The sequence below is a fragment of the Mesorhizobium sp. M0998 genome, assembly GCF_040318885.1.
Classification (GTDB): Bacteria; Pseudomonadota; Alphaproteobacteria; order Rhizobiales; family Rhizobiaceae; genus Mesorhizobium.
Genome location: NZ_JAMYND010000051.1, coordinates 15,557 through 32,421, shown reverse-complemented (window position 1 = coordinate 32,421; position 16,865 = coordinate 15,557). Strand labels below are relative to the sequence as shown.

Sequence of the window (16,865 nt, the reverse complement as noted above, 5' to 3'; positions counted from 1 at the left end):
ACGGACGGCTCCCTTGTTTGAGATCTCAACGAACTCATTCTGGCACATCCGATGCCGTCGGGCGCCGTCCACCCCATCATGCCGTTGCAGTCGCCGAAGATTGCAACGGCGGTTGCGAGGCGAACCGGCACAGGCGTGCGAACCCTCCCGATTCTTTCGATCTTCGCAGTAGACTCAACCGCTCCAAGCGCGTTTCCTAGGCCTACCCCACGCCTCGGAGCACGGCCATGCACAATTTCCGCCGGACGCTGATTGCCGTAAGCCTTTCCCTCACCCTGACCTTCGTACCCTTCCTCGCCTATGCCGCCTCGCCGCAGCCGGCGAAGGGCGAGCTCGGCATGGTGGTGACCGCCCAGCATCTTGCGTCTGAGGTCGGCGTCGAGGTGCTGAAGAGGGGCGGAAACGCGGTCGATGCCGCGGTCGCCGTCGGCTATGCGCTGGCCGTGGTCTATCCGACCGCCGGCAATATCGGCGGTGGCGGCTTCATGACCATCCGCTTCAAGGACGGCCGCTCGACCTTCCTCGATTTTCGCGAGCGCGCGCCGCTGGCCGCGACCAAAACCATGTATCTCGACAAGGACGGCAAGCCGGTAAAAGGCGCCAGTCTCGACGGCTATCTGGCGGTCGGCGTGCCGGGCTCAGTCGCTGGTTTCGAGATGGCGCGGGAGAAATACGGCACGCTGTCGCGGCAGGACTTGCTGGCGCCGGCCATCCGCTTTGCCAAGGAAGGCTTCGTGCTGGAGCAGGGCGATGCGGCCTCGCTCCAGGGCGGCGCGGAGCGGTTGGCAAGGGACCCAGCGGCGGCGGCCATTTTCCTCAAGCCGGACGGCAAGCCCTATGCTGTCGGCGAGCGCCTTGTTCAGCCCGATCTCGCGGCTTCGCTTGCCGCCATTTCCGACCGCGGGGCGGATGCCTTCTACAAAGGCGCGACCGCCGACGCCATCGTCAAGGCGAGTGGCGAGAAGGGCGGCATTCTGGCCAGGGCTGATTTCGAAAGCTACGCGGTGCGCGAGCTCAAGCCGGTGACCTGCAATTATCGCGGCTACGAGATCATTTCCTCGCCGCCGCCGAGCTCCGGCGGCGTCATCATCTGCGAGATACTCAACGTGCTTGAGTTCTATCCGTTGTCCTATCTCGGCGCCGGTTCGGCCGAGACGGTTCACGTCATGGTCGAGGCGATGCGCCACGCCTATGTCGACCGCAATTCGGCGCTCGGCGATCCCGGCTTCATCGACAATCCGGTCGCAAAACTGCTCGACAAGAATTACGCCAGGGAAATTCGCGAAAAGATCGATCCGTTCCGGGCCGGCGTCTCGCAGGAATTGATGCCGAAGGGTTCTGGCGAGAGCAAAGAGACGACGCATTTTTCGATCATCGACAATGATGGCAATGCCGTCGCGGTAACCTACACGCTGAACGGCTCCTTCGGCGCCGGCGTTGTCGCCGCCGGCACCGGCATCCTGCTCAACAACGAGATGGACGATTTCACCCAGAAACCCGGCGTGCCCAATCTCTATGGCCTGGTCCAGGGCGAGGCGAATGCGATCGCGCCGAAAAAGACGCCGCTGTCATCGATGAGCCCGACCATCCTCGCCAAAGACGGCAAGCCGTTCATGGTCATCGGCAGCCCCGGCGGTTCACGCATCATCACCATCACGCTGGAGGCGATCGTCAACGTCGTCGACCACGGCATGAACATCCAGGAGGCCATCGACGCACCGCGCATCCATCACCAATGGCTGCCTGACACGGTCAATATCGAACCGTTCGGCCTGTCGCCCGATACCGAAAAGCTGCTCACCGGCATGGGCTACCACCTCGATCTTGCCGACACGACCTGGGGCCAGGCGGCCGGCATCCTGGTCGGCGGCAAGAGCCTGGCGGAAATCGAGAAGGGCGGCGGCGCCCGCTACAATGGCGCCATCGACAGCCGCGCCGCATCCGGCAAGGCTATCGGGTATTAGACCCCAAAAGTGGGAATCGGTTTTTCGGATAAGATCATGGTCAACAATAAGATTTCGCTCTGAATCAGGTGACCAGCGCGATCGTGGACGCTATCAGCATCAGCGCCGCGATGCCGACGAACAGGGCGTAGATGCGTGGCCGGTCGAGCAGAAGCGCATTGCCGGATATCCATGCCGCGGTGGCGCCACCAAGCGCGAAAAAGAAGGTGCTGCGGCGCCCGAAGCTCAAGCCGGCAGCCATCAGGCCACCGATGATCAGGGCGCCGAACACGATGATCACGGCGACCGCGTATTTCTCGAAATCGTTGCTGCCGGCGCTCGGGCCGATTGCGTTCAACCTCGACAGATCGTCCGGATCGAACGGGCTGGTCGACCCATATTCGTCTTGACCGACAGGCTCATGCATTATTCGTTCTCCGCAAACCGACAGCAAATCATCAAGCCTCGCCGAGCGCAACCGCTCGCCGAATGTGATCGGCACGGTGTTCAACACTTTCTGGCGGCGGCTTGCCAGAGATTTTTGAATTCGCGATTGGATCGCCGCCCCGCTGCGCGGCCTGGTCAAGCGCTTTGCCCGAGCTGAATCTTCATGCCGCCCTGGCCAAAGACTGCGTTGCCTGAACGGAAGCCCCAAGCACCGCCTGTGCGCTGTCTGCCTGCCTTTCATCGACATGCGCCAGCAGCAGGATCACACCTTGTGCGGCATCCGGCTTGCCTGGCAGCTTGCCGATATCGGACAATGCGCCGAAAAGTCTGCCGGCAACGCAGCCCAAGACTGCACCGACGAGGACCGATGCCAGCCATCCCGCGCCGAGGGGATCGATGCCGGGGATATCGAAGGCGCCGAGGCCGGCCAACAAACCCGCCGCGCCAAGGGCGGCACCGGTGCCTGGACGGCGCAAGACGGCGCCGATTTCGTCGTCGTAGGGTCCGATGATACTGATCTGGTGGCGCGCAATTCCTGCCGCCTGAAGTGCTTCGACGGCTCGCGCCGCCTGGTCATGGGAATCAAAAAGTCTGCTGATTGTTCGCATTGAAACTGCCTGTGAGGCCCCCCGGCCCTCGACGGTGCGGCGGGTTCCTGCTGAGCGACGACTGCCCGAGCTTTCACGTCACTCGATGATCTTGACGATCTTGCGCGTGCCTGGGTCGACGACGACGGTGCGGTTGTCGACGACGACATAGCGGTATTTGACGTTGGGGACTTCATGAAGCTCGACGGTATCGGGGAGCGTCGAGCCGATATTGAGCTCCACCCCAGGGATTTTCACCGAGGCCAGCGGCTGCTTTTTCACATACTCCTTGATGATCGTTTCCTGCTGCGGTTCGATGACAACGTCTTGCGCCGCAGCGGCGCCGATGCCTGCCAGCAGCAAAAATCCCGCCACCGCGGTGGAAAGATGCATTCTCATGGTCGTCTCCTTTGCGAACTCGGTCCGCTCTTCACGCCAAGGCTCACTCGAACGGAAGGCAGCTGAAAACGTTCCGTCGACGGGGCTTCGGTCCCGCCCGGCAGGGACCAACCGACGTGTTGCCGCAGGACCTAAGTCTGATCCTTGCGCGCAAAGGGTGGGTTTGCCGCGTGACCCGGAACCGTGGCGGCGCGTGGCCGTTGCTGGCTGCACGTTCCGGGAGGATTCCATGGAAAAGGTCGACGGTTGCTCGCACCGGTCCTGGCTGTTTCCATTCCGATCGAACCCGGCATCTGCGCAGCACTGTCCCTTCCTGCGCCGATAAGGGTTCGCGCGTCACTTTGTGGCGGGCGAACCCTCAAATTGCTGCGTGCACCAAAGTTGACCCCCTGAAGCGAAGAGAAGGGGCGAGGAGAGCGGAAATGGCCGATGACAAGAGCAAGCGAGACTTCAGCGACCGCAATCGCGTTTCGGCGGATGAATATTATGAGGTCGAATATTTCGCGCGGGAAAATGGTGTTTCGCCCAGCCAGGTGAGCAAGCTGATCAAAAGGACCGGCGGCGACCGGATGATCCTCTCGCAGGCGGTGAAGGCATTGCGCGAGCGCAAGTGAGCTGGCGGCGAAGCCAATGGTGGAAAGGCACTGATCGCGATCGGCCGAGATCCGGCCAGCTATCGACAACGTGCCCGGATGCCGCCGCTTCGGCCAAGCGCAATGCCCCGCTACTTCTTCGATTCCGATGAAGACGGAATTGTCTATTCCGACGATCAGGGAACGTTATATGACGATCTCCCGCTGGTCAGGAAAGAAGCCCTTCGCACATTGGCCGAGATGGCCAGGGATGGCCTTCCTCATCGCAGGATTGCAGTCAAGGTCCGGGACGACCGTGGCGGTCTGGTCCTTGAAGTGGCTTTGACCTTTGCCGTTGAAACGCGGCACTTCGACGAGCGGATTTTCCTGATCGACTTGCGCACGAACTGACGGCTCGATCATCATCGCGCCGACCATCAGATTTCTGATGGAGCGGCAACTTCCCCTGGCGCGGAACATTAGAAATCTCTAATTGTTATCTTAAGCAGCGGGAACCTCCCAGGTTTCTGCTGCAGATCGGGTGCAGCCCGATCGGCCCGCGCCCTCCGCCAGAGGCGCGGGCTTCGTTTGTTTAGCCGATGCACAACACCGTTCGGCAGCAGCATATTGGAGGCCTGCGGGAGCATTAGTAACATCTGTCGCTACCGCGGCGCCCTGGCGCCCAGGCAACGGAGCCCGTCGTCCGACAGGGCGGCGGGCTTTTTTGACGCGGGTCGGTCATCACGCAATCGATGGAATTCTGGCCGGCGCCGCTTCGTGTGGCATGGGGTAAGGTGCCCTGACGCAGCGCCGGCCAAGCGGAAATCAGGTCCGCCGCAGCCAGATTGTAGCCGCGCCGGCGCAGCAGGTAATTGCGTGATCGCGGAAGCCGCACCATTGCAGAGCCCTCCCCAGCAGTTCGGCCTGCCCAGCGGCTGAACCGCGGCATTCATTCATTCTGACGATGCATCGGACGCCCCGACGGCGGAAATTGGACACCGCGCTCGCTCGCGACTATGGCGGCCGATGCTCCCTGCAGATTTCGGATGAAAGGCTATTCTACCCTTGTCGCGCCTGGATTCTTATCAGATCGTGGCAAGGGTTGCTTTTCCGGCCGCGTTTGCCGGCGTTCTGCTGTTCGCCCTTTTGCCGGAGCAACTCCTGCGGGGCCTTGGCCTGGCTTTCACGTCTGATCACGACAAGCTCAATCACGCCGCCGCCTTCGTCGTCCTGGCGGCTCTCGGAAGTTTCGGCTGGCCGGAACGCAAGGCGAAGCTGATCGTACTCCTCGTTCTCACGGGTGCGGCGATCGAGGGGCTTCAAGCCGTGCGACTGATAGGGCGCGACCCGGATCTATTCGACTGGGTCGCCGACTGCGCGGGAATCGCGTGCGGACTGATGGTTGCAAGCTGGACAAGGCGGCTCGCCGGCGGATTGCCATAGCTCGAAAGCGCATAACGGAATCGGCGCGCCCGTGCCCCAATAAGGGGAAATTGGCCGGCGCCACTGGGGGGCGCGTTGGGGTAAGTTGCCTGATGGGGCGCCGGCCAGGCGGAAAAATTACGTCCGCCGCAAAGTAACATAGCAGGAACGGCAAAGCGCGGCAGTAGCGTGATCGCGGAAGGTCCGCGTTGGCGCCTCCGGTGCGGTGACCCGTTTTGGATCAACAAATCTGGCACCTGAATTGCACTGCAGGCAATGCCGGGAAATCCCGGCAATCGTCCCCGAATATGGGGCCTCGCCGCTTCGCAAATGGAGCGGCGGGCCTTTTTGCCGGACGTTGAAAAGTAGGCCGATCAGCGGCTTAGCCGATCACGGTGTGCTTAGCCCGATTTCCCCTGCCAAGTGCCTATTCTCACAAGAGAAATTCTAAAGCGCCCAAGCATCGGTGCTTGACACAGGTTTCGATAACTGGATAAGTGGATACACAGATACGCTCTGATCGGACCAGGGACATGGCAGCTGACGCAATCGAGCCGTTGGGCATCACGACCGCCGAGGAGGAGGCTTATCGCCACATTCAGCGGGCCCTGAGGATGGGGCGTTACCGGGCCGGGGACCGGCTGATCCCGGAAGAGATCGCGACGGAAATCGGCATGAGCCGCATGCCGGTTCGCGAAGCATTCCGCCAACTGGCCGCGGAAGGTCTTGTGGTCATTCGCCCGAACCGTGGCTGCATCGTCGCCGGGCTTACCCTCGATGAGATCTACGAAACCTTTGAAATACGCTCGGTGCTCGAAGGGCTGGCGGTGAGGCTTGCCATGCCGCACATCGATGCCGAAGTGCTTGAAGAACTGGAACGCCAGCTGGACCGCATGGAGCGCGCCAGCCAGACCGGCAGCAGCGACTGGGTCGTGCGCCATCAGGCCTTCCATTTGCAGATTTGCCAACTGAGCAACCGACCCAAGCTGGTCCGGCAGATTGCCAGCCTGCACGTCGTGATCGAACCCTACCTGCGCATCTGGTTCGACTATGTCGACAAGCCCGCCAGCGCGCGTGCCGAGCACGAGATCCTGATCGACGTGCTGCGGTCAGGTGACGCCGGCAAGGCTGAGATCGTCATGCGGGATCATATCGTCGAGACAGCGCCGCTTCTGGCCAACTTCGCAAGTCCCGGCCGCCGCTAGGGAATACCATCTAACTCGTTGAAGCCGGAAGATAATCCGGCACGACGAAAGGGAACTGCCGTACCGGCAAAAAAGAGGAGAATGACATGAAAATTAGCCGCATCGCAGCCATTGCGTCGGTCCTGTTCGGCCCGGTCCAGGCCGCCGTTGCACAAGAAACACCAAAGGCAATTACCATTGCCACCGAAGGAGCCTACGCGCCCTGGAATTTCACAACAGCCGACGGCAAGCTGGACGGCTTCGAAGTCGATCTCGCCAATGATCTGTGCGGGCGAATGAAGATCGAGTGCAAGATCGTCGCACAGGACTGGGACGGCATGATCCCCGCGCTGACCGTCGGCAAGTTCGACGTGATCATGGCGAGCATGTTCATCACTGAAAAACGTCTGAAGGTCATTGATTTTACCCAGCCATATGCGGTTGACCCCTCAGGTTTCGCGGTCGCCAAGGACAGCGAACTGGGCAAGCTCGGCATTTCCAACGAGCGGTTCAAGCTGGACAATGAAGCCTCTTCGCAGGCGGCAATCGACAAGCTCAAGCCATTGCTGAAGGGCAAGATCATTGGAGTTCAGGCTGCAACGGCGAACCTGGAATTCCTGAACAAATACTTCTCGGACGTCGCCGAGGTTCGCGAATACAAGACCACCGAGCAACACGATCTCGATCTTGCCGCGGGTCGCATCGACGCGCTCTTCGCGCAACAGACAGCGCTGGCCGCCACGCTGAGCAAGCCGGAGTTCAGCGACTATACGCTTGCAGGACCAGGATTTGTCGGGGGTCTCTTCGGTCTTGGCTCAGGGGCCGGCATCCGCAAAGAGGACACCAAGCTGAAAGACATGCTCAACGGCGCCATCGACGCCGCGACCGCCGACGGCACGATCAAAACTCTGTCGCTTAAATGGCTCAAGAGCGACGTTACTCCAGTCAAGTAAGCGCTTGCCGGCGAACGGCCATTCCTGACCACGTTCCGGAGCTGAGCCGTTCGTCCTGCCGGGGCATCAATGCCGGGGGCATCAATGCCGGGGGTATCAATGGTTGACGCATTCCGGCTGCTTGGTTTCCAGCACGGAGGTTGGGGGGCTGCTCTTCTCATGGCGGCCTCGGTCACAGTGCTCCTGTCTGTGCTGGGCTTTGCGCTTGGCGCTGTATTTGGCGGGCTGGCAGCGGCCGGGCGTCTCCGCAACTCCAAAATATTGAGGTTCTTGGCCCTTGGCTATTGCACGGTTTTCAGGGGCGTGCCCGACCTTCTGACCATTTATCTGCTTTACTATGGAGGTAGTGTCGCCCTGACCTCGCTTGGTCATAGCCTGGGCGGGTCCGGATTCGTCGGCGTTCCGGCCTTTGCCACCGGAACCTTGGCTATCGCGATCATCTCGGGCGCCTATCAAGCCGAGGTCTATCGAGGGGCTTACGTCGCCATCGACCAGGGACAGCACGACGCCGCTTGCGCGCTTGGTCTCAACCGGCTGCAGCGGCTGCGACAGGTTATTTTTCCCCAGCTCCTGAGATACGCGCTGCCAGGTCTCGGCAATGTGTGGCAGTTGGTTCTGAAGGACTCCTCGCTGATATCGGTAATCGGCCTCGTTGAACTGATGCGCCAGGCGCAGATCGCTGCAGGTTCGACCCGTGAACCGTTCATCTTCTACATTGCTGCAGCCTTGCTCTATCTGGCTATCGCTTCCGTCACGGGCCACGCCCTTTACCATCTGGAACGGAAGGCGCCGTGGCGCGTCCGGTCGGCATGATAGATTTCAGTTTTTTCCTCGAGATCCTGCCGAAGCTACTCGCCGGCCTGCCGCTCACGATGGAACTGGCCCTGACTTCCATCGTTGCCGGCTTCATTCTTGCCGTCACATTGGCGCTTGCCCAGCAATCGGAATCGCCCTTCGTCGTCTTGCCGATCCGTGGCTTCGTTGCCGTGTTCAGGGGCACGCCTCTGCTGGTGCAGATTTTTCTGACCTATTATGGCCTTGGTCAGTTCCGGCACCAACTGTCGGCAATTGGATTATGGGCCGTTTTCCGCGAACCCTATTGGTGCGCAATCATCGCGCTGACACTCAACACCACCGCCTATGGCAGCGAAATCCTCCGCGGCGCGATTCAATCGGTGCCACGCGGCCTTGTCGAGGCGGCGCGGTCTGTCGGCCTGTCCACCTGTTTGACCTATCGGCACGTTATCCTGCCGTTGGCCTTTCGCCAGGCGCTGCCGAGTTACGGCAATGAAATCATCCTGATGATCAAGGGCACGTCTCTGGCTTCCATCGTGACCTTGATGGAGGTGACTGGAATTGCCCAGGGATTGATCTCGCAGACCTACCGCGCCTTTGAAGTCTTCATTTGCGCGGGCGCCATTTATCTCGCTTTGAACTTCGCGATCATCCGTGCCTTGGCGGCACTCGAATACTGGATGTCGCGGCATCTGCGGCACCGCCCCTCGACGATGAGCGACGCCGCCTCTTGAGCACGATCAGAAGGGCATAGCATGCGAAATTTTGAGAAACCAACGCGCTCGGTCGTCGTTTCACGCGAGGCCATGGCCGCCACCTCTCATCCGTCGGCGACCCTGACGGCGGTCGAGATCATGGCGGCCGGCGGCAACGCCATGGATGCCGCCATCGCAGCCTGCGCGGTGCAATGTGTCGTCGAGCCAGCCTCGACCGGCATTGGAGGCGACTGCTTCGCTCTTCTGTCGCGAAACGGATCCGGCGAGGTCATCGCCTACAACGGATCGGGCAGGACACCCGCCGCCCTGACAATTGACTGGTTCCTCGAACGTGGCATGGCCGAGGTGGCCCGCAATTCTCCCGGCTCCGTCACCATCCCGGGAGCCATCGATGCCTGGACCAGATTGCACGCTGATCATGGACATATGCCCTTCGATCAAATCCTGGCCCCCGCTATACGTTTCGCCGAGGAAGGCTACGCCATTTCACCGCGGGTCCATCGTGACTGGGCGTTGGAAGAAGACCTTCTGGCCTCCGATGTAGCCGCGAAACGGATTTTCCTGCCAAACGGCCGCGCGCCACGTGTTGGCGAAGTGCATCGCCAGCCTGAGTTGGCTGCAACGCTGCGGCTGATCGCCAAGAAGGGACGAGAGGCCTTCTACACTGGCCCTGTGGCCGACGACATGGTCGCCTATCTTCGTGGGCTCGGCGGATTGCACACACTTGAAGATTTCGCCTCGGCAACAGGCGAATACGTGACCCCGATCAGCACGGCGTTCCGAGGCTGCGATGTGTTCGAATGTCCGCCGAATGGCCAGGGTGTGATCGCGCTGCTCATTCTAAACATCCTCTCGCGCTTCGAAGCGCACGGCGACCCGCAATCCGCGGACCGGCTTCACCTGGAAATCGAAGCAACACGCCTCGCTTACGCCGCGCGTGACCTGCTCGTCGCCGATCCCGACACTTCCGAGGTCCCGGTGGCCGACATGTTGTCGAATGCCTGGGCCGATCGTCTGGCCGGCATGATTGACCTAAAGCGCGCCCGCGCGGACCTGCCGGCGTTCGATATGCCGCTGCACAGCGACACGGTCTATATTTCCGTTGTCGATAAGGACCGCAATGCGGTCAGTTTCATCAACTCGGTCTTCGACAGCTTTGGCTCGGGCCTGGTCTCGCCACGCTCCGGTGTCGTCTTGCACAATCGCGGGCAAAGCTTTTCGCTTGACCCCAGGCACCCCAATGCAGTGGCGCCGAACAAGCGACCTTTGCATACCATCATACCCGGGATGCTTGCGAGAGACGGCCGGGCAGAAATGCCTTTCGGCGTTATGGGCGGCTACTACCAGGCAATGGGCCACGCGCACCTGCTGACGAAGGTGCTCGATTTCGGGATGGATCTGCAGGAGGCGATTGATCTGCCGCGGGTCGCCCCCGTCAGCGGCACCATGAACGTCCAGGCCGAACACGGGCTCGCTGGCGAAACCGTAGCTGAACTTAGCCGACGTGGTTTCGAAATCATTCCCGCCACGGACCCGATCGGCGGTGCGCAGGCCATTCGCATCGATTGGGCAAACGGGACCCTGCTGGGCGGTTCTGAACCGCGCAAGGACGGCTGCGCCCTCGGTCTGTAGAGCGGTTATGGCTAGAGCGGGATGCAAGATGCCGAAGATGCTCTCCATTGACATTTGGCCGAGCAGGAGCCGCTGGCGCCATGGTCCCGATAATTCTTGCACGCCATCGACAATCCGATCGGCGCGAGGTTGTCACCCATGTCTTAGGTACAAACTGTTACCCATGTCTCCGAGCCGTACAGGGAAAAAATGGTGCCCAGAGGCGGATTCGAACCACCGACACGCGGATTTTCAGTCCGCTGCTCTACCAACTGAGCTATCTGGGCCTGCTCCGGCGGGCGGCAATCTGCACACCGGGTTCATGAAAGCGCCGTCGGCACCCCTTGAAAGCGCGTGGGTTATAGCACGGGAATCCGGACTGTCCAGCGCTTAGAGCATGATCCCGAAAAGTGGAATCCGGTTTTCGGAAAAAGATTATGCTCAGACAAAAAGCATGATCCCGAAAAGTGGAATCCGGTTTTCGGAAAAGATCATGCTCAGACAAAACGCCAGAACCTGTTCCGTCCGACAGTGCCCGGATGGAACAGGTTCTGGACATTGATCGCAGGCGGGAAACGACAGGCAGTCCGCAAGGCCGATCATTAGTCACGATCGCGGCTGCGAAACCGTCCCAAGCCTGTGGAAAACCGCAGGTGGACGGCGCTATTTCTGGTCGTCGTTCTCGTCCTCGTCGTCGCGGCCCGGGATGACGTAGACCCCCTTCAGCCAGCGGTTGAGGTCGATGTCCTTGCAGCGCGTGGAGCAGAACGGGTAGGTTTCGCGCGCCGATGGCTTGCCGCATTCGGGGCAGGGCCGCTTGGGCCGCAACGGCGTGACCTTGTCGTCCGGGCTCATATCCGCGCACCCGACAGCCAGTTGGCGTGCACCTTAAACCCTTCGCCGCTCAAAAGCGCTACAGTCTCGTAGAGTGGCAGGCCGACGACGTTGGTGTAGGAGCCGACAAGCTTGACGACGAAGGCGCCGGCAAGCCCCTGGACGCCATAGCCGCCGGCCTTGCCGCGCCATTCTCCGGATGCGATGTAGGCCTCGATCTCCTCGCGCGGCAGCCGCTTGAAACGCACCCTGGTCTCGACCAGCCGCAAGCGCTGCTTGCCGCCCGGCGTGATCAGGCAGATGCCGGAATAGACCCGGTGCGAACGGCCGGACAAAAGCCCGAGGCAGTTGGCGGCGTCGTCGAGCGTCTCGGCCTTGGGCAGGATGCGCCGCCCGACGGCAACCACCGTGTCGGCCGCCAGCACGAAGCTCGGCGCGTAGTCCGTCTCGGTTTTCAGCGAGGCCAGCGCTTTCTCGGCCTTCTGCGTCGCCAGGCGCTTGGCCAGCGAGCGCGGGTGTTCGGCGCGCAGCGGCGTCTCGTCGACATCAGCCGGCAGCACACGGTCCGGCTCGATGCCGGCCTGCTGCAGCAGCTCGATCCGGCGTGGCGAACCCGAGGCAAGCACGAGCTTCTGCAAAATGCCCATCGCGATCCCGGCCTGGGTCCTTGAACTTACTTGAAGCGGTAGGTGATGCGGCCCTTGGTCAGGTCGTAGGGCGTCATCTCGACCAGGACCTTGTCGCCGGTCAAAACGCGGATGCGGTTCTTGCGCATGCGGCCGGCCGTATGGGCGATGATTTCATGTTCGTTTTCGAGCTTGACCCTGAACATCGCGTTGGGCAGCAGTTCCGTCACGACACCCGGAAACTCGAGGACTTCTTCCTTCGGCATTCGATACCTTTGCTTGGATGGGTACTTCCAGCGCCCCGGCCGGAAAGTTGCGCGGAACCTATATGATAAACGCCCGCTTGTGAACATGCTTAATCCGCGGCGTTTTCAGCCCCGTTGCCGAGGAAACGGCGGCCGATCCGCGCCTTCAGCCGCTCGCGCACGTCGCGGTAGGCGGCCATGATCTGCTCGCGCGTGCCGCTGACGCCGGTCGGGTCGGGCATCGGCCAATATTCGACCTCGACGGCCAGCGAGCGGGTGAGTTCGAGCGCGATGTGGTGGGCTTCCGGCGCCAGCGTGACGATCAGGTCGAAATAATCGTCCTCGAGGTCATCCATCGTTCTCGGGTGCCGTTCGCCGAGCGACAGCCCTTCTTCGGCCAGCACGGCATCGACGAACGGATCGCGTTCGCCGCCGCGCACTCCCGCCGAGGCGACGAAGGTGGTAGGCGGGAGCACCTTGCGCGCCAGCAATTCGGCCATCGGCGAGCGCACGGCGTTCATGCCGCAGACAAACAGGATCGAGCGGGGCAGGATCTGGCGGGGCAGCGGGGCGGCCAGTTTCAGCCTCGCCAGTGCAGCACGCAAACCAGCGTGAACAGCCGGCGCGCCGTGTCGAAGTCAATCTCGATCTTGCCGGCAAGCCGATCCATCAGCCTCTGCGAGCCTTCATTGTGCAGGCCGCGCCGGCCCATGTCTATCGCCTCGATATGGCTTGGCGTCGCGGTGCGGATGGCATCGTAATAGCTTTCGCAGATCATGTAGTAGTCCTTGACGATGCGCCGAAGCGGCGTCAGCGACAGGATGTGGGTGACCACGGCTGCGCCGTCCTCGCGCGTCACCGCGAACACCAGCCGGGATTCGGCCAGCGACAGTTTCAGCCGGTATGGCCCGGCGCCGTCGTCATTGACCGGCTGGAAGCGGTTCTCCTCGATCAGGTCGAAGATCGCCACCGCCCGCTCATGCTCGACATCGGGCGTCGAGCGGCCGATCGTCTCGTCGAGTTCGACATCGATCAGCCTGGCGCGGGTTTGGTCGTAATCGGACATTTCTACATGTTCAGCCGGATTGCGACGGAGCGTCCATGTGCATCGAGGCCTTCCGCCTTGGCGAGCGTGATCGCCGCCGGCGCCAGTGCCCGCAACTGCTCCGGCCCGAGCTTCAGGATCGAGGTGCGCTTGACGAAATCGAGCACCGAAAGCCCGGACGAAAAGCGCGCCGAGCGCGCCGTCGGCAGCACGTGATTGGAGCCGGCGACATAGTCGCCGATGGCTTCCGGCGTATGACGGCCGAGAAACACCGCACCCGCATTGCGCATCCGCGCCAGGAAGCCCTCTGGGTCGTCGATGGCAAGCTCGACATGTTCGGCCGCGATGCGGTCGACCAGCGGCAGTGCTGCCTCGATCGTCGGCACCAGGATGACGGCGCCGAAATCGCGCCAGCTCGCCGCCGCCGTTTCTCCGCGCGGCAGGTTCTGCAACTGCCGCTCCACCGCCTGTTCTACCGCTGCGCCAAAGGCACGGTCGTCGGTGATCAAGATCGACTGCGCCGACACATCGTGTTCGGCCTGGGCGAGTAGGTCGGCGGCGATCCAGTCCGGATCGTTGCTGCCGTCGGCGACAACCAGCACTTCCGACGGCCCGGCGATCATGTCGATGCCGACCGTGCCGAACACCTGGCGCTTGGCCGCCGCGACATAGGCATTGCCGGGACCGACGATCTTGGCGACGGGCTTTATCGTTTCGGTACCATAGGCAAGGGCCGCGATCGCCTGGGCGCCACCAACGCGGTAGATTTCGGAGACACCGGCAAGATCGGCTGCCACAAGCACCAGCGGCGGCACCTCGCCGCCGGAGGCCGGCACCACCATGGCGATGCGCTCGACGCCGGCGACCTTGGCCGGTACCGCGTTCATCAGCACCGAGCTCGGATAGCTCGCCGTGCCGCCCGGCACGTAGAGCCCGACGGCCTCGATTGCCGTCCAGCGCGAGCCGAGCTCGACGCCGGCGGCATCGGTGTAGCGGTCGTCCTGCGGCAGCTGCCGCTGGTGGTGGGAGCGGATGCGCTCGCGCGCGAATTTCAGCGCCTCGACCGTCTGCGGATCGGCGGCCTCGTAAGCCTTGGCAATGTCGTCCCTGGAGACGGCGATGCCGAGCCTGGCCAGGTCGCCGCCGCCGAATTTCTGCGTGTACCCGACCAGCGCCGCGTCGCCCTCGGCACGCACCTTGGCGATGATCTCGCGCACCACGGCGTCGACATCGGCCGAGACTTCCCGCTTGGTCAGCAGGAACGCGGCAAAGCGCTGCTCGAAATCGGCGTCGGACTGGCGAAGCGTGATGGCCATCGGCTCAAACCCTGTGGACCGGGCGCGACGTCGCTTCCCAGGCGCCGCCGACATCGGCAAGCCGTGCCTCGATGCATTCGACATCGAGCATGATCGCGCCGCCGCCCGAAAAGATCAGCTCGACGATGCCGGCCGGCTTGTCGAGCGCGAGAAAGCTGATCGCCAGCAGCGACAGCACCTCGTCCGGCTTGTCGCGGGCAATGCCGCTGGTCTTGGCGCCGAGCACCCGGTCGAAATGCAGCACGGCCTGCCGCCGCTCATTGTGCTGGCGGAAGAAGCCGGATTTCGCCTCCCAGACGAAGCGGTTCATGGTCAGCACGAAGCGCTTTACCGAAGGCAGGTATTCGAGATCGCTGACCTTCATGACGGCATCCTGGACATGCGCCGAGATGATGCTCAGATCCTGATCGTCGAGCGCGACAAGCTTGAGGCCATTCATGCGGAATTCGCACCTGCGAGTTGATTATTCGACCTTCTGTTAGGCGGTCTTTCCTGCTCGTGCAACCGCGCCGGAGGTCTTGTCCAGGCAATCGCCCCGGTCAGCGCTGCCCCCTCATCCCCCTGCCAGCCCCTTCTCCCCGTATAGGGACGGGGAGAAGGGGCTGGCCGCAACCTCGGCACCCTCCCGCAACGCTGGAGATTGGCGAAATCCTTCGCGAGGCGTCCCTTCTCCCCGTCCCTATACGGTGAGAAGATGCCGGCAGGCAGATGAGGGGCAGCGCCGACCTGAGCCTGCTATGGTCACCCAGAAATGCGCTCGATCTCCGCGCCGCAGCCAGACAGCTTTTCCTCCAGCCGCTCGAAGCCGCGGTCGAGATGGTAGACGCGGTTGACCGTGGTTTCGCCTTCGGCAGCAAGGCCGGCAATGACCAGCGACACCGAGGCGCGAAGATCGGTCGCCATGACTGGCGCGCCCTTCAGCTTCGCTACGCCGTCGACGATCGCCGTCTGGCCGGACAGCGTGATGTGGGCGCCGAGCCGGGCGAGTTCCTGGACGTGCATGAAGCGGTTTTCGAAGATCGTCTCGGTGATGCGCGACTTGCCCTTGGCCATCGTCATCAGACCCATGAACTGCGCCTGCAGATCGGTCGGGAACGCCGGGAAGGGCGCCGTCGTCACATCGACCGGCGAAATGCCGGCGCCGTTGCGCCTGACGCGGATGCCGGAATTGGTCTGCGTGATCTCGGCGCCGGTCTGCGAAATGATGTCGAGCGCCGTCTGCAACAGGTCGGGCCGCGCGCCTTCCAGCACGACGTCGCCGCCGGTCATCGCCACCGCCATCGCATAGGTGCCGGTCTCGATGCGGTCGGGGATCACCCTGACGCGAGCACCCGACAGCGCCTCGACGCCGTCGATGGTGATGGTCGCCGTGCCGGCGCCCGAGATCTTCGCGCCCATGGCGTTGAGGCATTCGGCGAGGTTGACGATCTCCGGCTCGCGCGCGGCGTTTTCGAGCACCGTCTCGCCCTTGGCCAGCGAGGCCGCCATCATCAGCACATGGGTGGCGCCGACCGAAACTTTCGGGAACACATAACGGTTGCCGACAAGCCGGCCGTTCCTGGTCTTGGCGATGACGTAGCCGGTGTCGACGTCGATATCGGCGCCCAGCGCCTGCAGGCCGTCGAGGAAGAGGTCAACCGGCCGTGTGCCGATGGCGCAGCCGCCGGGCAGCGACACCTTGGCCTCGCCCATGCGGGCCAGCAGCGGGCCGATCACCCAGAACGACGCCCGCATCTTCGACACCAGCTCGTAAGGCGCCGTCGTGTCGACGATGTTGCGGGCCGAGAAAGTGATGGTGCGCGAATAGCCTTCCTGCTGCTTTTCGCGGCGGCCATTGACCGAATAGTCGACGCCGTGATTGCCGAGGATGCGGATCAGCTGCTCGACATCGGCCAGATGCGGCACGTTTTCCAGCGTCAGCGTGTCATCGGTCAAAAGCGCGGCGATCATCAGCGGCAGCGCAGCGTTTTTCGCGCCCGAGATCGGAATGCTTCCGGCAAGCTTGTTGCCGCCGACAATTCTGATGCGATCCATGAAGAGCGTCCCCTCGGCGCCAAGGCCGGTTTAAATCGGTTGAGTCTGTTGCGGCCATCTAAACCATTGGCCGGCTTGGTTCAAGAAACAGGCTACTCCCCACTTTGGCCCACGCCGACTTGGCCAAAGTACCGGC

Annotated in this window: 20 protein-coding genes and 1 tRNA gene; 9 read left to right on the top strand and 12 right to left on the bottom strand. The window is 62.4% G+C overall.

Features of this window, described 5'->3' with window-relative positions:
* The first annotated feature begins 227 nt into the window (after nt 1-227).
* Nucleotides 228-1,964, top strand: a complete 1,737-nt coding sequence (ggt, locus tag NKH59_RS29550; RefSeq protein WP_353023888.1) for a gamma-glutamyltransferase — start codon at nt 228-230, stop codon at nt 1,962-1,964.
* A gap of 64 nt (nt 1,965-2,028) precedes the next feature.
* Here the strand turns inward: ggt (NKH59_RS29550) and NKH59_RS29545 are convergent, their stop codons facing one another.
* From NKH59_RS29545 to NKH59_RS29535, 3 genes are all read right to left on the bottom strand, one after another.
* Nucleotides 2,029-2,370, bottom strand: coding sequence for a hypothetical protein (locus NKH59_RS29545; protein ID WP_292663955.1), 342 nt, complete (start codon nt 2,368-2,370; stop codon nt 2,029-2,031).
* A 181-nt stretch (nt 2,371-2,551) separates the two neighbouring features.
* Complete coding sequence (locus NKH59_RS29540) at nt 2,552-2,998, bottom strand: hypothetical protein (protein WP_353023886.1); 447 nt, start codon at nt 2,996-2,998, stop codon at nt 2,552-2,554.
* Between the two features lie 78 nt (nt 2,999-3,076).
* On the bottom strand, nt 3,077-3,376 hold the full coding sequence (locus NKH59_RS29535) for a DUF1236 domain-containing protein (protein ID WP_352470142.1): 300 nt from the start codon (nt 3,374-3,376) through the stop codon (nt 3,077-3,079).
* Between the two features lie 422 nt (nt 3,377-3,798).
* Here NKH59_RS29535 and NKH59_RS29530 point away from each other — a divergent pair, with 422 nt between their 5' ends.
* The 8 genes from NKH59_RS29530 to ggt (NKH59_RS29495) all read left to right on the top strand — a co-directional run bounded on the left by NKH59_RS29530 (nt 3,799) and on the right by ggt (NKH59_RS29495) (nt 10,650).
* The gene (locus NKH59_RS29530) at nt 3,799-3,990 is read left to right on the top strand and encodes a DUF3606 domain-containing protein (RefSeq protein ID WP_023719459.1); all 192 of its coding nucleotides are present in this window, start codon (nt 3,799-3,801) and stop codon (nt 3,988-3,990) included.
* A gap of 102 nt (nt 3,991-4,092) precedes the next feature.
* Complete coding sequence (locus NKH59_RS29525) at nt 4,093-4,359, top strand: DUF6894 family protein (protein ID WP_353023884.1); 267 nt, start codon at nt 4,093-4,095, stop codon at nt 4,357-4,359.
* Between the two features lie 654 nt (nt 4,360-5,013).
* Nucleotides 5,014-5,391, top strand: a complete 378-nt coding sequence (locus tag NKH59_RS29520; RefSeq protein ID WP_352541328.1) for a VanZ family protein — start codon at nt 5,014-5,016, stop codon at nt 5,389-5,391.
* A 536-nt stretch (nt 5,392-5,927) separates the two neighbouring features.
* Complete coding sequence (locus tag NKH59_RS29515) at nt 5,928-6,575, top strand: GntR family transcriptional regulator (RefSeq protein ID WP_352683191.1); 648 nt, start codon at nt 5,928-5,930, stop codon at nt 6,573-6,575.
* 86 nt (nt 6,576-6,661) lie between these two features.
* On the top strand, nt 6,662-7,507 hold the full coding sequence (locus NKH59_RS29510; protein WP_353023882.1) for a transporter substrate-binding domain-containing protein: 846 nt from the start codon (nt 6,662-6,664) through the stop codon (nt 7,505-7,507).
* Between the two features lie 99 nt (nt 7,508-7,606).
* The gene (locus NKH59_RS29505; protein ID WP_502908723.1) at nt 7,607-8,320 is read left to right on the top strand and encodes an ABC transporter permease; all 714 of its coding nucleotides are present in this window, start codon (nt 7,607-7,609) and stop codon (nt 8,318-8,320) included.
* Complete coding sequence (locus tag NKH59_RS29500; RefSeq protein ID WP_352501748.1) at nt 8,317-9,036, top strand: ABC transporter permease; 720 nt, start codon at nt 8,317-8,319, stop codon at nt 9,034-9,036. Before NKH59_RS29505 ends, NKH59_RS29500 begins: the two co-directional genes overlap by 4 nt.
* 21 nt (nt 9,037-9,057) lie before the next feature.
* A complete protein-coding gene (gene ggt / locus NKH59_RS29495) occupies nt 9,058-10,650 on the top strand; it encodes a gamma-glutamyltransferase (RefSeq protein ID WP_353023878.1) in 1,593 nt (530 codons plus the stop codon).
* 190 nt (nt 10,651-10,840) lie between these two features.
* Here the strand turns inward: ggt (NKH59_RS29495) and NKH59_RS29490 are convergent.
* From NKH59_RS29490 to murA, 9 genes are all read right to left on the bottom strand, one after another.
* Nucleotides 10,841-10,916, bottom strand: a tRNA-Phe gene (locus NKH59_RS29490).
* A gap of 376 nt (nt 10,917-11,292) precedes the next feature.
* Nucleotides 11,293-11,484 carry a DNA gyrase inhibitor YacG gene (gene yacG / locus NKH59_RS29485; protein ID WP_023677402.1) on the bottom strand — a complete coding sequence of 64 codons (192 nt, stop codon included), beginning with the start codon at nt 11,482-11,484 and terminating at the stop codon, nt 11,293-11,295.
* Nucleotides 11,481-12,110 carry a Maf-like protein gene (locus NKH59_RS29480; RefSeq protein WP_352470150.1) on the bottom strand — a complete coding sequence of 210 codons (630 nt, stop codon included), beginning with the start codon at nt 12,108-12,110 and terminating at the stop codon, nt 11,481-11,483. The genes yacG and NKH59_RS29480 overlap by 4 nt, the downstream gene beginning before the upstream one ends.
* A 26-nt stretch (nt 12,111-12,136) precedes the next feature.
* Nucleotides 12,137-12,355, bottom strand: coding sequence for a translation initiation factor IF-1 (gene infA, locus NKH59_RS29475; RefSeq protein ID WP_006200926.1), 219 nt, complete (start codon nt 12,353-12,355; stop codon nt 12,137-12,139).
* An 89-nt stretch (nt 12,356-12,444) separates the two neighbouring features.
* The gene (locus NKH59_RS29470) at nt 12,445-12,927 is read right to left on the bottom strand and encodes an arsenate-mycothiol transferase ArsC (protein WP_502893829.1); all 483 of its coding nucleotides are present in this window, start codon (nt 12,925-12,927) and stop codon (nt 12,445-12,447) included.
* A complete protein-coding gene (locus tag NKH59_RS29465; protein ID WP_352470151.1) occupies nt 12,915-13,400 on the bottom strand; it encodes a UPF0262 family protein in 486 nt (161 codons plus the stop codon). The genes NKH59_RS29470 and NKH59_RS29465 overlap by 13 nt, the downstream gene beginning before the upstream one ends.
* 2 nt (nt 13,401-13,402) lie before the next feature.
* Nucleotides 13,403-14,695: a histidinol dehydrogenase gene (hisD, locus tag NKH59_RS29460; protein WP_353023876.1), complete on the bottom strand. Its 1,293-nt coding sequence runs from the start codon at nt 14,693-14,695 to the stop codon at nt 13,403-13,405.
* 4 nt (nt 14,696-14,699) lie between these two features.
* The gene (locus tag NKH59_RS29455; RefSeq protein ID WP_352470153.1) at nt 14,700-15,134 is read right to left on the bottom strand and encodes a DUF2948 family protein; all 435 of its coding nucleotides are present in this window, start codon (nt 15,132-15,134) and stop codon (nt 14,700-14,702) included.
* A gap of 302 nt (nt 15,135-15,436) precedes the next feature.
* Nucleotides 15,437-16,729 (bottom strand): UDP-N-acetylglucosamine 1-carboxyvinyltransferase, encoded by a 1,293-nt coding sequence (gene murA / locus NKH59_RS29450; RefSeq protein WP_353023874.1) that lies wholly within the window; start codon nt 16,727-16,729, stop codon nt 15,437-15,439.
* Nucleotides 16,730-16,865 lie beyond the last annotated feature (136 nt).

Bases quoted from the DNA above. Each gene is read 5' to 3' on its own strand.
- NKH59_RS29530 (WP_023719459.1), top strand. From the start codon at position 3,799: ATGGCCGATGACAAGAGCAAGCGAGACTTCAGCGACCGCAATCGCGTT.
- NKH59_RS29545 (WP_292663955.1), bottom strand. From the start codon at position 2,370: ATGCATGAGCCTGTCGGTCAAGACGAATATGGGTCGACCAGCCCGTTC.
- NKH59_RS29500 (WP_352501748.1), top strand. From the start codon at position 8,317: ATGATAGATTTCAGTTTTTTCCTCGAGATCCTGCCGAAGCTACTCGCC.
- ggt (WP_353023878.1), top strand. From the start codon at position 9,058: ATGCGAAATTTTGAGAAACCAACGCGCTCGGTCGTCGTTTCACGCGAG.
- hisD (WP_353023876.1), bottom strand. From the start codon at position 14,695: ATGGCCATCACGCTTCGCCAGTCCGACGCCGATTTCGAGCAGCGCTTT.
- NKH59_RS29505 (WP_502908723.1), top strand. From the start codon at position 7,607: ATGGTTGACGCATTCCGGCTGCTTGGTTTCCAGCACGGAGGTTGGGGG.
- NKH59_RS29480 (WP_352470150.1), bottom strand. From the start codon at position 12,110: ATGGGCATTTTGCAGAAGCTCGTGCTTGCCTCGGGTTCGCCACGCCGG.
- NKH59_RS29455 (WP_352470153.1), bottom strand. From the start codon at position 15,134: ATGAATGGCCTCAAGCTTGTCGCGCTCGACGATCAGGATCTGAGCATC.
- ggt (WP_353023888.1), top strand. From the start codon at position 228: ATGCACAATTTCCGCCGGACGCTGATTGCCGTAAGCCTTTCCCTCACC.
- NKH59_RS29510 (WP_353023882.1), top strand. From the start codon at position 6,662: ATGAAAATTAGCCGCATCGCAGCCATTGCGTCGGTCCTGTTCGGCCCG.
- infA (WP_006200926.1), bottom strand. From the start codon at position 12,355: ATGCCGAAGGAAGAAGTCCTCGAGTTTCCGGGTGTCGTGACGGAACTG.
- NKH59_RS29525 (WP_353023884.1), top strand. From the start codon at position 4,093: ATGCCCCGCTACTTCTTCGATTCCGATGAAGACGGAATTGTCTATTCC.
- NKH59_RS29535 (WP_352470142.1), bottom strand. From the start codon at position 3,376: ATGAGAATGCATCTTTCCACCGCGGTGGCGGGATTTTTGCTGCTGGCA.
- murA (WP_353023874.1), bottom strand. From the start codon at position 16,729: ATGGATCGCATCAGAATTGTCGGCGGCAACAAGCTTGCCGGAAGCATT.
- NKH59_RS29465 (WP_352470151.1), bottom strand. From the start codon at position 13,400: ATGTCCGATTACGACCAAACCCGCGCCAGGCTGATCGATGTCGAACTC.
- yacG (WP_023677402.1), bottom strand. From the start codon at position 11,484: ATGAGCCCGGACGACAAGGTCACGCCGTTGCGGCCCAAGCGGCCCTGC.
- NKH59_RS29540 (WP_353023886.1), bottom strand. From the start codon at position 2,998: ATGCGAACAATCAGCAGACTTTTTGATTCCCATGACCAGGCGGCGCGA.